Genomic DNA, 14,845 nt, shown 5'->3' with positions numbered 1-14,845 from the left:
GCATCAATGGGGAGACAATGCGCGATGCCGCATGGGGCGGGGCCGACCTCTCCGCAATGATGCACCATGCCAAAACCGGCGTGCGCTCCGATAACCGAGGGGCGCATCGGCCAGGGCACGACGATGCAACGCGCTAGATCAAGCGCGTGCCAATGCAGTGTTTCGCCTGACTTCGCATGGAAGGGGACATGATTCTCGGCGACACGATTTTAGAAACGCGCGGGCTGACCAAAGAGTTCAAGGGCTTCACGGCCGTGAACGGTGTGAACCTGCGAGTGCGTCGCGGCTCGATCCATGCGCTGATCGGGCCCAACGGCGCGGGCAAGACCACTTGCTTCAATCTGTTGACGAAGTTTCTCGAGCCGAGCGCCGGGCAGATCGTCTTCAACAACGTCGACATCACGCGCGAGCGGCCCGCACAGATCGCGAGGCGCGGCATCATTCGCTCGTTTCAGATCTCGGCTGTCTTTCCCCACCTGACCGTCTTGCAGAACGTGCGCATCGGCTTGCAGCGCTCGCTCGGCACGGCTTATCACTTCTGGCGCAGCGAGCGCACGCTGCATCGGCTCGACGATCGTGCGCGCGCATTGCTCGAGCAAGTGGGCTTGACCGATTTCGCCGAGACGCGCACGGTCGAGCTGTCATATGGCCGCAAGCGTGCGCTGGAAATTGCGACGACGTTGGCGATGGAGCCCGAGCTGATGTTGCTCGACGAGCCGACTCAAGGAATGGGCCACGAGGACGTCGACCGCGTGACCGCGCTCATCAAGAAGGTATCGGCGGGCCGCACGATCCTGATGGTCGAGCACAACATGAACGTGATCGCGGGCATCTCCGATACGATCACCGTCCTGCAACGCGGCGAAGTGTTGGCCGAAGGCAGCTACGCCGAAGTATCGAAGAACGCGCTCGTGATGCAGGCTTATATGGGCAGTGCGGATGCAGCGTTGACCGGAGCCCACGAATGAACCACGTCGAGCGCGAAAACATCGCGGTGAGCGGCGCCGAGCAGGCGATCGCGGACGGCCCCGCCGCATTGACGATCGCCGGCTTGCAGGCATGGTACGGCGAATCGCACATCTTGCACGGTGTCGATCTCAGGGTGGGCCGAGGCGAAGTCGTGACCTTGCTCGGGCGCAACGGCGCCGGACGCACGACGACGCTGCGCGCGATCATGGGCCTCACCGGGCGGCGCACGGGATCGGTGCTGATCGGCGAGCGCGAGACGATTCAACTTCCCACACATAAGATCGCGCATTGCGGCGTCGGTTATTGCCCGGAAGAGCGCGCGATTTTCTCTAGCCTCTCGTGCGAAGAGAACCTGCTGCTGCCGCCGATGGTGGGGCGAAGCGGCAACGCCATGTCGATCGACGAAATCTACGAGATGTTCCCGAACCTGCAAGAGCGCCGCATGAGTCAAGGCACGCGGCTTTCGGGCGGGGAACAACAGATGCTGGCCGTGGCGCGCATCTTGCGCACGGGAGCGAACCTGCTGCTGCTCGACGAGATCTCCGAAGGTCTCGCGCCCGTGATCGTGCAAGCGCTGGCGCGCATGATCCTCGCATTGAAGTCGCGCGGCTACACGATCGTCATGGTCGAACAAAATTTCCGCTTTGCGGCGCCGCTGGCCGATCGCTTCTATGTGATGGAGCACGGCCGCATCGTCGAGCATTTCGTCGCGAGCGAATTAGAAAGCAAGATGCCGGTGCTGCACGATCTGCTGGGCGTGTGAAGCGCGGAGCATATGCTGTGCGGACCGCCGCGGCGAACCGCATGCTGGGAAAACAGTTGCACGCACAACCATAAGCGAAGAAGGAGATACCAATGAGGACCAAGTTGCTCGCAAGCGCCGTTCGCACTCTCGCCATCACCGCAACCGCACTTGCCTCCGCGATGGCGGCGCAGCAGGCCGCAGCCGCCGAGAATCAAGTCACGATCGGCTTCATCACCGACCTGTCGGGTTTATATGCCGACATCGACGGCAAGGGCGGGGCGACCGCCATTCAAATGGCGATCGACGATTTCGGCGGCAAGGTCAACGGCCTGCCGATCAAGTTGTTGACGCAAGATCACCAGAACAAGGCCGACATCGCCGCTTCGACCGCCCGCAAATGGATCGACACCGAGGGCCTCGACATGCTGATCGGCGGCACGAACTCGGCGACGGGCCTGGCGATGAACGACGTCATCAAGGAGAAGAAGCGCCCGTACTTCTCGATCGGCGCGGGCACCGATGCATTGACCAACAAGCAGTGCACGCCCTACACGATTCACTACGCGTACGACACGACGGCGCTGGCCAAGGGCACGGGCTCGGCGATCGTGAAGCAGGGCTTGAAGACTTGGTACTTCCTCACGGCCGACTACGCCTTCGGCAAGTCGCTCGATGCCAATACGACGAAGGTCGTCGAAGAAAACGGCGGCAAGGTGCTCGGCCGTGCGCTGCACCCGCTGTCCGCGTCGGACTTCTCGTCGTTCCTGTTGCAGGCGCAATCGTCGAAGGCGCAAGTGCTGGGTTTGGCCAATGCGGGCGGCGACACCGTCAATTCGCTGAAGGCGGCCAAGGAATTCGGCATTTCGAAATCGATGAAGATCGCCGCGCTGCTGATGTTCATCGACGACGTGCACAGCGTCGGTTTGTCGACGGCGCAGGGGCTGCTGCTCACGGATAGCTGGTATTGGGATCAAAACGCCAAAGCGCGTGCATGGGCCGAGAAGTACTACAAGAAGACGGGCAAGATGCCGTCGAGCCTGCAAGCGGCCGACTACTCGGCGACGATGGATTATCTGAACGCGGTCAAGGCAGTGGGCTCGACCGATACGGATAAGGTCATGGCGCAACTGCACAAGCAGAAGGTCGACGACTTCTACGCGAAGGGCTATGTGCGCGAGGACGGCAGCATGATCCACGACATGTACCTGTTCCAAGTGAAGAGTCCGGCCGAATCGAAGAAGCCGTGGGATTACTACACGCTCAAGGCGACGATTCCGGGCGATCAAGCGTTCACGTCCAAGCAGGACACGCAGTGCGATCTGTGGAAGTAACGAGCCTCGGCTCGGACTCGCGCGGTACGCGGTAGCGACGCGCGCGGCACATCCGCGCGCGTCTTTCTCTTTTCGACGGCAGGTTCAATGGATATCTTCGGCATTCCGTTGCAGGCCATGCTGAGCCAGCTTTTGCTCGGGCTCGTGAACGGATCGTTCTACGCGATTCTGAGCCTCGGCCTGGCGGTGATCTTCGGCATGCTCAACGTGATCAACTTCGCGCACGGCGCGTTGTTCATGCTAGGCGCCATGCTCGCATGGATGGGCTTGACCTATTTTGGCGTGCCCTACTGGGCGATGCTCGTGCTCGCGCCGCTCCTGGTCGGCCTGTTCGGCGTGTTGATCGAACGCACGATGCTGCGCTGGCTCTATCGGCTCGATCATCTCTACGGGCTGTTGCTGACCTTCGGTCTCACGCTCGTCGTCGAGGGCGTGTTCCGCTCGATCTACGGGTCCTCGGGCCAGCCGTACGACGTGCCCGAGTTGCTCGCGGGCGCGACGAACGTCGGCTTCATGTATCTGCCGAACTACCGGGCGTGGGTGGTCGTCGCTTCGCTCGTCGTCTGCTTCGCCACTTGGTTCGTGATCGAAAAGACGCGGCTCGGCGCCTACCTGCGCGCAGGCACGGAAAATCCGAAGATCGTCGAGGCGTTCGGTGTGAACGTCCCGCTCATGATCACGCTGACCTACGGCTTCGGCGTGGCGCTGGCCGCTTTCGCCGGGGTGTTGGCGGCACCGGTCATCCAGGTCTCGCCGCTGATGGGCCAGTCGATGATCATCACCGTGTTCGCGGTCGTCGTGATCGGCGGCATGGGCTCGATCATGGGCTCGATCCTCACGGGCCTCATGCTAGGCGTCGTGGAGGGCTTCACGCGCGTGATCTATCCGCAAGCGTCGGCCACGGTCGTCTTCGTCATCATGGCGATCGTATTGCTCGTGCGGCCCGCGGGTCTTTTCGGCAAGGAGCGGTAATGCAAAGAAAAGCGCTTTACGCCCTCTTGCTCGTGGGGCTCGTCGCGGCCCCGTGGCTTGGGGCCTATCCCGTGTTCGTGATGAAGGTGCTGTGCTTCGCGCTGTTCGCGGCCGCGTTCAACTTGCTGATCGGCTACACGGGGCTGCTCTCGTTCGGCCATGCGATGTTTCTCGCCACGGCGGGCTATCTGACCGGCTATACGATCGAGTCGATGGGGCTCACGCCCGAGCTCGGCGTGCTCGCCGGCACGGCCGCGGCGACCTTGCTCGGCCTCATCGTCGGTTTCTTCGCGATTCGGCGGCAAGGCATCTACTTCGCGATGGTGACGCTCGCGCTCGCGCAGCTCGTCTATTTCGTCTATCTGCAAGCGCCGTTCACGGGCGGCGAGGACGGCCTTCAAGGCGTGCCGCGCGGCAAGTTGTTCGGCCTGTTGAGCCTATCGTCGGATCTGGCGCTCTATTACGTCTTGCTCGTGGCCGTCGTGTGCGCATTCATGCTGATCGTGCGCATCGTCCATTCGCCGTTCGGCCAGGTGCTGACCGCGATTCGCGAGAACGAGCCGCGCGCCGTCTCGCTCGGCTACGACACCGATCGCTTCAAGCTGCTCGCCTTCGTGTTGTCGGCCGGGATCGCCGGTTTGGCCGGCTCGTTGAAGGTGCTCGTGCTCGGCTTCGAGACGCTTGGCGACGCTTATTGGACGATGTCGGGCCTCGTGATTCTCATGACGCTCGTGGGCGGCATGGGCACGCTGTTCGGCCCGCTGCTCGGCGCTGCGCTCGTCGTCACGCTGGAAGATCGGCTCGGCGACATCGGCGGCGGGCTCGCGGCGTTGACCCACGTCGCGTGGTTCAACTCGCTCGGCGATTCGACCACGATCGTCATCGGCATCGTCTTCATTGCTTGCGTGCTGACGTTCAGGCGCGGCATTGTCGGCGAGATCATCGCGCGCGTGCGGCCGCTGCGCGGGTGATGACGGCTTACGCGGGGCGCTTGCGCTGCACCGCGCCATGGGCCTCGCGCGCGCCCGCCGGCTGGCCGGCGCGCATGCTCGAGCCCGCCCTGGGCCGATGCCGCTTGCATGCGTGCCCAAGCGCGACTCACGCACGATGCTTGCCGATGCATGAATGCGCGAATTGCGTGCTGCTGTGCACCACTAGGGAAAGTGCTAGGTTGTCGCAGAAGACGGGGTTGTTTAATCTTCGTCTCAGTTCTGATGCACCGAATTTACAGGTGGAGAACGAGGAGACAATCGAGGCACTCAGTGCCCGGACGAAAGCGCTGTTGGAGGGAATCCAACAGCGCTTTTTATTTGCGCGTTCGATTCGTGCCAATTCATATTCGTTCAGACCGATTGGTCGGGTTGCCGCATCGCAGCCGCGGGCCGACAGGCGCGTCGCTGCGCCCTGTTCGCATTCCACGCTCGGGTTTGGGTGCGGGTTCGTGTTCGATGCGACCCGCGCATCCCGCTTTGCCCCGGTTTTTTGCTTCAGCGATTATTCGAAGCATTTTCATTTCACCGTTTTATCCCAACGGACGCGATCGCTTTCGGCCGATCGGTGTGCGTCTGCACGCCTCGCGAATCCATTTTCGAAAATAATCACTTTCAGCCGGCCGCAGCGTCGGCAACGACAACGCGCTTTCTCGCGTAACGCCTCAGGAGATCACTAAATGACGATGAAGCAATGGGTACATGGCGGTGTGGCGGTTGCAATGATGTGCGCCGTGACGGCGGCATGCGCGCAGGTGAAGATCGGCGTCGTGCTATCGACGACGGGCCCTGCCGCATCGCTCGGCATCCCCGAGAAAAACACCGTGGCGCTATTGCCCAAGGAGATCGGCGGCAAGAGCGTGCAGTACATCGTGCTCGATGACGGCACCGATACGGGCAAAGCCGTGCAGGACGTGCATAAGCTGATCGACGAAGATCACGTGGACGTAATCCTCGGTTCCACCGTGACGCCGAACTCGCTGGCGATGCTCGATCCCATCTCGGCCGGCAAGACGCCGATGATTTCGCTGGCCGCATCGGCCAAGATCGTCGAGCCGATGGACGAAAAGCGCAAATGGGCTTTCAAGACGCCGCAGAACGATAGCCTCATGGCCAATGCAATTGCCGATTACATGTCCAAGCACGGCGTGAAAACGGTCGGGTTCATCGGTTTTGCCGATGCCTATGGCGAGAGCTGGAATGCGGAATTCGCCAAGGCCGCGACGGGCGACCACCTGAAAGTCGTCGCCAGCGAGAAATTCAACCGGACCGACGCGTCGGTCACAGGGCAGGTGCTCAAGTTGATGAGCGCCAACCCCGATGCCGTGCTGATCGCCGGTTCGGGCACGCCGGCCGCACTTCCGGCCAAGGAATTGAGGGAGCGCGGCTACAAAGGGAAGATTTATCAGACGCATGGCGTGGCCAACAACGACTTCCTGCGCGTGTGCGGCAAGGATTGCGGAGGGGAGATTCTTCCGGCCGGCCCGATCCTCGTCGCTGATCAACTGCCGGACGGCAATCCCGTGAAGCAATCCGCGCTGGCCTACAAGCAAGCCTATGAGAAGGCCTATGGCGTCGGCACCGTCTCTACGTTCGGGGGCCACGCGTGGGACGCCGGGCAGATGTTGCAGCGGGCGATTCCCGAGGCGTTGAAGAAGAGTCAGCCCGGTACCGAGGCGTTCCGTTCGGCGCTGCGCGATGCCCTCGAGAACATCAAAGAGCTGCCGATTTCGCATGGGATCATGAACATGTCGGTAACCAACCACAACGGGCTCGATCAACGCGGGCGCGTGATGGTGCAGATCAGCGACGGCAAGTGGAAGCTGCTTGGCGAATAACGGCTAGCCGCGCCGCTCGGGCCGCGCGGCGGAGCGCGCGCGGCCCCTTGGTTCAGGTTCGATTTCGCTTCGGCCGGTTCGTCAGATCGTAGTACGGGGCTCAAACAGTATGGATTTATCGATTGCGGCGATTCTCGCGCAAGACGGGATCACCACCGGCGCCGTCTACGCGCTGCTCGCACTGGCGCTCGTGCTGGTGTTCTCCGTCACGCGCGTCATCTTCATCCCGCAAGGGGAGTTCGTTTCATACGGTGCGCTGACGCTTGCGATGTTGCAAGCGCAGAAGTTTCCGCCCACCGCCATCTTGCTGCCGGTGCTGGGCGCCGCGTGCTTCATCGTCGAGATCGCGGGCCTCGTGCGGCATCCGGAGCGCCGCCGGCACGCGCCGCGTTTGATCGCGGGGCTGGCGGGCCGGTATCTGCTCGGTCCGATCGCCGTGTATGCGATTGCACGGCAGGCGTACGGCCTGAGTTTGCCGATGGCCGCGCAACTTGCCTTGACGCTTGCGATCGTCGTGCCGATCGGGCCATTCGTCTACCGTTTGGCCTTCGAGCCGCTCGCGGAAGCCACGACGCTATTGCTCTTGATCGTCGCCGTCGCCGTGCATTTCGCCATGGTCGGTCTCGGGCTGCTCATGTTCGGCGCGGAAGGCTCGCGCACGACGCCGTTTTCGGACGCATCGTTCAGCGTCGGCGGTGTGTCGATTTCCGGCCAAAGTATTTGGGTGATCGCGACCGCGCTCGTGTTGATGGCGGCGCTCTATTTTTACTTCGACCGCTCGATTTCCGGCAAGGCATTGCGGGCAACGTCGGTGAACCGCCTCGGCGCGCGCCTGGTTGGCATCGGCACGGCCCAGGCGGGGCGGCTCGCGTTCACCTTGGCCGCGGGGCTCGGGGCGCTGTCCGGCATTCTCGTCGCGCCGCTCACGACCATCTATTACGACTCCGGCTTTTTGATCGGCTTGAAAGGCTTTGTCGGCGCGATCATCGGCGGCCTCGTCAGCTATCCGCTCGCAGCCGCCGGCTCGCTCTTGGTGGGGTTGCTCGAATCGTATTCGTCGTTCTGGGCGAGCGCTTACAAAGAGGTGATCGTCTTCACGCTCATCATTCCCGTGCTGCTGTGGCGCAGTTTGGCCACGGGGCACGTCGAGGAGGACGAGCAATGAACGCGCAACGCACCGGCAACAGCGCTCGGGCCGGGGGTTCGGCATACCGCCCGGAAGCTCGGATTCAAAACCGGAGTCAGTTTTTACGATGAAGCATCGACTCTCCCGCATCAAGCCGTTTTGGTGCTTTCTCGTCGTCCTGTTCGCGCTGCCCGTGTTGCCGCATCCGCTGCACGTGCCGGAGTACTGGATCACGCTACTCAACTACATCGGCCTGTATTCGATCGTCGCGCTCGGGCTCGTGCTCCTGACGGGCGTAGGCGGCATGACGAGCTTCGGCCAGGCGGCGTTCGTCGGCGTGGGAGCTTACGCGACAGCCTATTTGACGACGCAGTTCGGCGTCTCGCCGTGGATCGCCTTGTTCGTCGGCATCGCGTTGACGGCGCTCGTCGCACTCGTCATCGGCGCCGTCACCATGCGCTTGTCGGGGCACTTCTTGCCGCTGGGCACCATCGCGTGGGGGCTGTCGCTGTATTACCTGTTCGGCAACCTCGATGCATTGGGCAAGTACGACGGCATCAACGGCATCCCGGCGCTGAGCGCGCTCGGGCTCTCGTTCGACTCGGGGCGCAGCATCTATTACCTGATTTGGGCCGTGGTGTTGATCGCGGTGGTTTCAATTCAGAATTTGCTTAATAGCCGGCCGGGGCGAGCGATTCGCGCGTTGCGCGGAGCGAGCGCGATGGCCGAGGCGATGGGGGTCGACACTGCATGGATGCGGGTTGTCATCTTCGTTTACGCGGCCATTCTCGCGGCGATCTCGGGATTCCTTTTCGCGCACCTGCAACGCGCCGTGAATCCGACGCCGTTCGGGTTGAACCATGGCATCGAGTATCTGTTCATGGCAGTCGTGGGCGGGGTTGCGCATGTCTGGGGTGCGATTCTAGGGGCGGCGATTCTCACCGTCGTTCAAGACTATTTGCAGTCTTGGTTGCCCGTGCTGCTGGGCCAGAGCGGTAACTTCGAAATCATCGTCTTCGGCGTGTTGATGATCGCGCTGCTGCAGTATGCAAGGCAGGGCGTGTGGCCGTTCGTGGCGCGCTGGTTTCCGCGCGGCCCGCATGTGCGGGCGCCCGAGCGATCCGATCCGTTGCCGAGACGGGAGCGGGTTCCCGCCGGAGAACCGTTGCTTGTCGTCGATCGTGCACGCAAGGAGTTCGGCGGGCTCGTGGCCGTCAACGACGTCAGCTTCGAGGTGACCGCCGGCCAAATCGTCGGTCTGATCGGTCCGAACGGCGCGGGCAAATCGACGACGTTCAACCTCGTGACGGGCGTGCTGCAAGCGACGCGCGGCAAAATCCATTTCCGCGGCGAGCGCATCGATGCGCTCAATTCGCGTGAAATCGTCAAACGCGGCATTGGCCGAACCTTTCAGCACGTCAAGCTGTTGCCGTCGATGACGGTGCTCGAGAACGTCGCGATCGGCGCGCACCTGCGCGGGTCCAGCGGCGTTTGGCGCAGCCTCGCCCGGCTCAATGCGGCCGAGGAAGCACGGTTGATGTTCGACGCAGCCGAGCAGATCCGGCGGGTCGGCCTCGAAGCACACATGTATGACGATGCCGGTAGTCTCGCGCTCGGGCAACAGCGGATCTTGGAGATCGCGCGAGCCTTGTGCAGCGATCCGACGCTGTTGTTGCTCGACGAGCCCGCGGCGGGGCTGCGTTATCGAGAGAAACAGCAACTGGGCGATCTGCTGCGCAAGCTCAAGGCGGACGGCATGAGCGTCTTGCTGGTCGAACATGACATGGACTTCGTGATGAATCTCGCCGATCGGCTCGTCGTCATGGAGTTCGGCACGCGCATCGCACATGGCTTGCCCGAAGATGTGCAAAACGACCCGGCGGTGGTCGAGGCCTATCTCGGCGGAGTGGATTGAACATGACTGAAACGACGACTGCGCCGATCCTGTCCGTCTCGGGGCTCTGCGTGCGATACGGGAAGGTGGAGGCGGTGCATGACGTGTCGATCGAGGTCCGGCCCGGCCAGATCGTCAGCGTGATCGGACCCAACGGCGCCGGAAAGTCGACGCTGCTCGGCGCCATCATGGGCGCGTTGCCGGCGATCGGTCATGCGAAGGGGCAGGTGCGCTATTGCGCCGAGGAAGTCGGCGCGCTGCCGGTGGAAAAGCGCGTCGCGCGCGGCATGTGTCTCGTTCCGGAGAAGCGAGAGCTGTTTTCGACGATGTCGGTCGAAGACAATCTGGTTCTCGGTGCGTACCGGCGCAAGCAAGCGGGGGAACGCGATTATCTCGACCAACTCGATCCGGTGTTCGAGCGATTTCCGCGCTTGAAGGAGCGGCGCAAGCAAGCCGCCGGCACGCTGTCGGGCGGGGAGCGGCAGATGCTCGCACTCGGTCGCGCGCTGATGGGCAAGCCCGATCTGCTCATGCTCGACGAGCCGAGCTTAGGGCTCGCGCCGCTGATCGTGAAGGAAATCTTTCATATCATTAGCGCGCTGCGCAGCACGGGCGTCGCCACACTGCTGATCGAGCAGAATGCACGTGCCGCACTGCAGGTGTCCGACTATGGCTACGTGCTCGAAACCGGCGAACTGGCGCTGCAAGGGGAAGCCGAGTCGCTGGCACGAAACCCCCGCGTCATCGAGACGTATTTGGGGCTGGCGAAGAAAACGGCCTGACCTCAGTCGGGCCGCGCGGTCTCGGTTCGATTGTGGCTCAGAGGCTTGCGCCGTCGACTGGTGTGGGCTTCAACGCGGCGAGATCGATGCCGTCGAGGCAGCGGACGTTGATCGCCGCCGTGCGTGCGCCGTCGGGTGCGACGCCGAAAGCGAAAGCTTCCACTCCACATCGCCGGCAGAAGCGGTGGCTGATCGCATGTTTGTTGAACAGGTACTCACCGGTGGCGTTCTCGCCGCTGCGCCAGCGGAACTGATCGGCCGAGGCGAAGGCCCAGATGAATCCGCGTTTGGTGCAAATGGAGCAGTTGCAGGCGATCGTTTGATCCAAATCGATGTCCACGTCGAACTGGACGTCGCCGCAGTGGCACCCCCCCGTGTAATGCTGAACGGTCATTGCTGCCTCCTTGTCGCTTGAAATTTGATTCGGCACCGCCCGCTGAGATGCCTCCTCCGCATTGTTTCATGCCGCCGGCACCTGCGGTGCTACGGGATTCAGGGGTTTCGCGCAGAGGGAAGAGGGAATCCCCCCGACCGGACATCGGCTATGTTCCACGTGAAACACTACGTAGCCATTTAGCTAAAGCGCCGAGGCCACGATCCCCGCTATAATTTCGCGCATACACTTTCCCGAAAGGCCCGCGCACTCCTCGTCCCGCGGGATCTCCGATGCTTTATCCCATTGAATTTGACGTTATCGTTGTCGGCGGTGGTCATGCCGGCACTGAAGCCGCTTTGGCCTCGGCCCGTATGGGCGCAAAGACCTTGTTGCTGACCCACAATATCGAAACGCTCGGTCAGATGAGCTGCAATCCGTCTATCGGCGGGATCGGCAAAGGTCATCTGGTGAAAGAGGTGGATGCGCTCGGCGGTGCGATGGCGGCGGCCACCGATGAAGGCGGCATCCAATTTCGGATCCTGAATTCGTCGAAAGGGCCGGCAGTCCGTGCGACGCGCGCGCAGGCCGATCGCATCCTGTATAAGGCCGCGATTCGCCATCGGCTCGAGAATCAACCGAACCTGAGCTTGTTTCAGCAGGCGGTCGAGGATCTGATCGTCGAAGGCGATCGCGTGGTGGGCGCCGTGACGCAGGTTGGCGTACGGTTCCGCGCGCGCGCAGTCGTCTTGACGGCGGGGACTTTCCTGGACGGAAAAATCCATGTGGGGCTCAACAACTATACGGGCGGGCGTGCTGGCGATCCGGCGGCAGTCTCGCTGTCGGCGCGGCTGAAAGAGTTGAAGCTGCCGCAGGGGCGGCTCAAGACCGGCACGCCGCCGCGCATCGACGGACGCACGATCGATTTCTCGAAGCTGGAAGAACAGCCTGGCGACCTCGACCCGATCCCCGTTTTCTCTTTCCTCGGGCGGGCGACGCAGCATCCGCAGCAGGTGCCGTGTTGGGTCACGCATACCAATGCGCGCACGCACGACATCATCCGCGGCGGCCTCGATCGCTCGCCGATGTATACGGGCGTCATCGAAGGGGTGGGGCCGCGTTACTGCCCATCGATCGAAGACAAGATCCATCGCTTCGCGTCGAAGACCTCGCATCAAATCTTCCTCGAACCCGAAGGGCTGACGACGAATGAGTTCTACCCGAACGGGATTTCGACCAGCCTTCCGTTCGACGTGCAACTCGATCTAGTGCATTCGATGCAGGGCCTCGAGAACGCCCACATTCTGCGTCCCGGCTATGCCATCGAGTATGACTACTTCGATCCTCGTGGGTTGAAGGCGTCGCTGGAGACGAAGGTGATCCGCGGCCTTTTCTTCGCAGGGCAGATCAACGGCACCACCGGCTACGAGGAGGCTGCCGCGCAGGGGCTCCTTGCGGGCATCAATGCGGGCCGATACGTGCAAGAAAAGGAGGCCTGGTGTCCGAGGCGGGATCAAGCGTATCTAGGCGTGTTGGTGGACGATTTGGTGACGCGCGGCGTCTCCGAGCCCTACCGGATGTTCACCAGTCGCGCCGAATACCGCCTGAGCCTGCGTGAGGACAATGCCGATATGCGCTTGACGGAAATTGGGCGGGAGCTGGGTGTCGTCGACGACGAGCGCTGGGATGCCTTCTCGCGCAAACGTGACGCTGTTTCACGTGAAACAGAGCGACTCCGAGCGACATGGGTGAGTCCGAAGACGCTTTCTGCAGACGAAGCAACCGCACTGCTCGGCAAACCGATCGACCACGAGTACAACCTTGCCGACTTGCTGCGCCGGCCGGGCGTGAGCTACGACGGCGTTTGCGGTTTGCGTGAGGGCGCTTGCGGGCCGGGTGCGCTGCTTGCCGACGATCCGGTTTTGCTCGCACAGATCAAGGAGCAAATCGAGATCGGCGTGAAGTACCAAGGGTACATCGAGCGCCAAGCCGACGAGATCGAGCGCAACGAAGCGAACGAAAGCACCCGGTTGCCGGATGGGATCGACTATGCGTCGGTGCGAGGCTTGTCGTTCGAAGCACGCCAAAAGCTCGCTCAATTCCGCCCGGAAACGATTGGGCAGGCATCGCGTATCTCGGGGATCACGCCGGCGACGATTTCACTCTTGATGGTTCATTTGAAGAAGGGCCTTGGGCGACGCGCGGCGGCAACGACCGCGGAATCGGGTAGGGCCGGCGAAAACGGAGCCAACGCGGCTCCGACTGGCCGATGACGGCGTCGCGCGCCAAAGGCGCGGTAGCGAACGATCGCTCTGTCTGGCTCGAGTTGATGCACACCGGCGCCCAGGCACTGGGCGTTGCGCTGTCGGACGAGCAGTTCCAGCGCCTTGCCGACTACGTCGCCTTGCTGTCGAAGTGGAATGCCGTCTACAACTTGACGGCGATTCGCGATCCTCGGCAGATGGTGATTCAGCACATACTCGATTCGCTCTCGATCGTGCCGCACCTCGCGGCACGCGAGGGCCGTTCGATCCTTGACGTGGGTTCGGGCGGCGGGCTGCCGGGAATCGTTTTGGCAATCGTGCTGCCCGAGCGCAATGTCACGCTGAACGACATCGTCCAAAAGAAATCCGCTTTCCAGGCGCAGGCGAAGGTCGAACTCAAGCTCGGCAACTTGTCGGTGGTGACGGGGCGCGTCGAAAACTTGCGCCCCGGCGTCGACGTTCCGGGAAAATTTGACGCAATCGTTTCGCGCGCATTCGCAGACCTCTCCGATTTCGTTACACTTGCGCGGCATTTGCTGAGCGAGCGCGGATCGATTTGGGCGATGAAGGGCGTACGACCCGACGCCGAAATCGAGCGATTGCCCGCGGGAGCGCGCGTGGCCGGGGTGACGCGGCTTCAGGTGCCGTTCCTCGAAGCGGAGCGGCACCTGGTCGAAGTCGTATTCGAGGGCGGCACGCCTGTATGAGCGGATTGGCTGCAAGCACGACTATCACGGCAATCACTGTATTCAAGCGGTAACGAGGATCCTTCGAACGATGGCAAAAATCTTCTGCGTTGCGAATCAAAAAGGCGGTGTCGGAAAGACGACGACGACGGTCAATCTCGCCGCGAGTCTCGCTTCGCAGGGCCAGCGCGTGCTGCTGATCGATCTCGATCCTCAGGGAAATGCCACGATGGGCAGCGGTATCAACAAAGCGGAGTGCGAGAACACCGTCTACGAAGTGCTGGTGGACGGCGTCTCGGTGGCCGATGCGCGCGTGAAGCCCGAAGCCGTCTCCTACGACGTGCTTCCCGCCAATCGCGAGCTAGCCGGGGCGGAAATCGAGCTCGTCAGTGTCGAGAATCGCGAAAGGCAATTGAAAGCAGCGCTCACGGCGGTGGCCGACGAGTACGATTTCGTCTTGATCGACTGTCCGCCGGCGCTGTCGCTGCTGACCTTGAACGGGCTGTGCGCGGCGCATGGCGTGGTGATCCCGATGCAGTGCGAGTATTTCGCACTCGAAGGACTGTCCGATCTCGTCAACACGATCAAGCAGGTTCACGCCAACCTCAATCGTGACTTGAAGGTGATCGGTCTGCTGCGCGTCATGTTCGATCCGCGCATCACGTTGCAGCAGCAAGTATCGGATCAGCTCAAGGAGCACTTCGGCGACAAGGTGTTCGACGCCGTCATCCCGCGCAACGTGCGCTTGGCGGAGGCGCCGAGCTACGGTCTGCCGGGCGTCGTTTTCGACCGCGCATCGCGCGGCGCGCAAGCGTATGTGCAGTTCGGCGCGGAAATGATTGAACGCGTGCGGGCGCTGTGAAGATGGCGCAGCGC

The 14,845-nt window shown here is 62.4% G+C and carries 13 protein-coding genes; 12 read left to right on the top strand and 1 reads right to left on the bottom strand.

The features are described from left to right. Nucleotides 1-188 precede the first annotated feature (188 nt). From QQS38_RS22480 to QQS38_RS22440, 9 genes are all read left to right on the top strand, one after another. Complete coding sequence (locus QQS38_RS22480; protein WP_479647557.1) at nucleotides 189-968, top strand: ABC transporter ATP-binding protein; 780 nt, start codon at nucleotides 189-191, stop codon at nucleotides 966-968. Further along, entirely contained in the window at nucleotides 965-1,732 is a 768-nt protein-coding gene (locus QQS38_RS22475; protein WP_479647556.1) for an ABC transporter ATP-binding protein, read from the top strand. Before QQS38_RS22480 ends, QQS38_RS22475 begins: the two co-directional genes overlap by 4 nt. Nucleotides 1,733-1,824: 92 nt before the next feature. Further along, nucleotides 1,825-3,045: an ABC transporter substrate-binding protein gene (locus tag QQS38_RS22470; protein ID WP_479647555.1), complete on the top strand. Its 1,221-nt coding sequence runs from the start codon at nucleotides 1,825-1,827 to the stop codon at nucleotides 3,043-3,045. Between the two features lie 87 nt (nucleotides 3,046-3,132). After that, nucleotides 3,133-4,017: a branched-chain amino acid ABC transporter permease gene (locus QQS38_RS22465; protein ID WP_479647554.1), complete on the top strand. Its 885-nt coding sequence runs from the start codon at nucleotides 3,133-3,135 to the stop codon at nucleotides 4,015-4,017. Then, nucleotides 4,017-4,988: a branched-chain amino acid ABC transporter permease gene (locus QQS38_RS22460; protein WP_479647553.1), complete on the top strand. Its 972-nt coding sequence runs from the start codon at nucleotides 4,017-4,019 to the stop codon at nucleotides 4,986-4,988. The genes QQS38_RS22465 and QQS38_RS22460 overlap by 1 nt, the downstream gene beginning before the upstream one ends. A gap of 698 nt (nucleotides 4,989-5,686) precedes the next feature. After that, entirely contained in the window at nucleotides 5,687-6,844 is a 1,158-nt protein-coding gene (locus tag QQS38_RS22455) for an ABC transporter substrate-binding protein (protein ID WP_479647552.1), read from the top strand. Between the two features lie 109 nt (nucleotides 6,845-6,953). Beyond that, nucleotides 6,954-8,009, top strand: coding sequence for a branched-chain amino acid ABC transporter permease (locus tag QQS38_RS22450; protein WP_479647551.1), 1,056 nt, complete (start codon nucleotides 6,954-6,956; stop codon nucleotides 8,007-8,009). Between the two features lie 88 nt (nucleotides 8,010-8,097). Further along, the gene (locus QQS38_RS22445; RefSeq protein WP_479647550.1) at nucleotides 8,098-9,885 is read left to right on the top strand and encodes a branched-chain amino acid ABC transporter ATP-binding protein/permease; all 1,788 of its coding nucleotides are present in this window, start codon (nucleotides 8,098-8,100) and stop codon (nucleotides 9,883-9,885) included. Between the two features lie 2 nt (nucleotides 9,886-9,887). Then, a complete protein-coding gene (locus QQS38_RS22440) occupies nucleotides 9,888-10,646 on the top strand; it encodes an ABC transporter ATP-binding protein (RefSeq protein ID WP_479647549.1) in 759 nt (252 codons plus the stop codon). A gap of 37 nt (nucleotides 10,647-10,683) precedes the next feature. On the opposite strand, the gene QQS38_RS22435 is transcribed toward QQS38_RS22440, so the two are convergent. Then, a complete protein-coding gene (locus QQS38_RS22435) occupies nucleotides 10,684-11,040 on the bottom strand; it encodes a GFA family protein (RefSeq protein WP_479647548.1) in 357 nt (118 codons plus the stop codon). 272 nt (nucleotides 11,041-11,312) lie between these two features. Here QQS38_RS22435 and mnmG point away from each other — a divergent pair, with 272 nt between their 5' ends. The 3 genes from mnmG to QQS38_RS22420 all read left to right on the top strand — a co-directional run bounded on the left by mnmG (nucleotide 11,313) and on the right by QQS38_RS22420 (nucleotide 14,831). Then, on the top strand, nucleotides 11,313-13,292 hold the full coding sequence (gene mnmG / locus QQS38_RS22430; RefSeq protein ID WP_479647547.1) for a tRNA uridine-5-carboxymethylaminomethyl(34) synthesis enzyme MnmG: 1,980 nt from the start codon (nucleotides 11,313-11,315) through the stop codon (nucleotides 13,290-13,292). Between the two features lie 56 nt (nucleotides 13,293-13,348). Next, the gene (rsmG, locus tag QQS38_RS22425) at nucleotides 13,349-13,990 is read left to right on the top strand and encodes a 16S rRNA (guanine(527)-N(7))-methyltransferase RsmG (RefSeq protein ID WP_479647603.1); all 642 of its coding nucleotides are present in this window, start codon (nucleotides 13,349-13,351) and stop codon (nucleotides 13,988-13,990) included. Nucleotides 13,991-14,060: 70 nt separating this feature from the next. Next, on the top strand, nucleotides 14,061-14,831 hold the full coding sequence (locus QQS38_RS22420; RefSeq protein ID WP_479647546.1) for a ParA family protein: 771 nt from the start codon (nucleotides 14,061-14,063) through the stop codon (nucleotides 14,829-14,831). Nucleotides 14,832-14,845: the final 14 nt, after the last annotated feature.

This window comes from Trinickia sp. Z7 (genome assembly GCF_056498045.1).
The sequence above is the reverse complement of the archived record's forward strand: the minus strand, read 5'-3'. Positions and strand labels throughout refer to the sequence as shown.

Bases quoted from the DNA above. Each gene is read 5' to 3' on its own strand.
- QQS38_RS22445 (WP_479647550.1), top strand. From the start codon at position 8,098: ATGAAGCATCGACTCTCCCGCATCAAGCCGTTTTGGTGCTTTCTCGTC.
- QQS38_RS22435 (WP_479647548.1), bottom strand. From the start codon at position 11,040: ATGACCGTTCAGCATTACACGGGGGGGTGCCACTGCGGCGACGTCCAG.
- rsmG (WP_479647603.1), top strand. From the start codon at position 13,349: ATGCACACCGGCGCCCAGGCACTGGGCGTTGCGCTGTCGGACGAGCAG.
- mnmG (WP_479647547.1), top strand. From the start codon at position 11,313: ATGCTTTATCCCATTGAATTTGACGTTATCGTTGTCGGCGGTGGTCAT.
- QQS38_RS22470 (WP_479647555.1), top strand. From the start codon at position 1,825: ATGAGGACCAAGTTGCTCGCAAGCGCCGTTCGCACTCTCGCCATCACC.
- QQS38_RS22440 (WP_479647549.1), top strand. From the start codon at position 9,888: ATGACTGAAACGACGACTGCGCCGATCCTGTCCGTCTCGGGGCTCTGC.
- QQS38_RS22475 (WP_479647556.1), top strand. From the start codon at position 965: ATGAACCACGTCGAGCGCGAAAACATCGCGGTGAGCGGCGCCGAGCAG.
- QQS38_RS22455 (WP_479647552.1), top strand. From the start codon at position 5,687: ATGACGATGAAGCAATGGGTACATGGCGGTGTGGCGGTTGCAATGATG.
- QQS38_RS22460 (WP_479647553.1), top strand. From the start codon at position 4,017: ATGCAAAGAAAAGCGCTTTACGCCCTCTTGCTCGTGGGGCTCGTCGCG.
- QQS38_RS22420 (WP_479647546.1), top strand. From the start codon at position 14,061: ATGGCAAAAATCTTCTGCGTTGCGAATCAAAAAGGCGGTGTCGGAAAG.
- QQS38_RS22450 (WP_479647551.1), top strand. From the start codon at position 6,954: ATGGATTTATCGATTGCGGCGATTCTCGCGCAAGACGGGATCACCACC.
- QQS38_RS22465 (WP_479647554.1), top strand. From the start codon at position 3,133: ATGGATATCTTCGGCATTCCGTTGCAGGCCATGCTGAGCCAGCTTTTG.
- QQS38_RS22480 (WP_479647557.1), top strand. From the start codon at position 189: ATGATTCTCGGCGACACGATTTTAGAAACGCGCGGGCTGACCAAAGAG.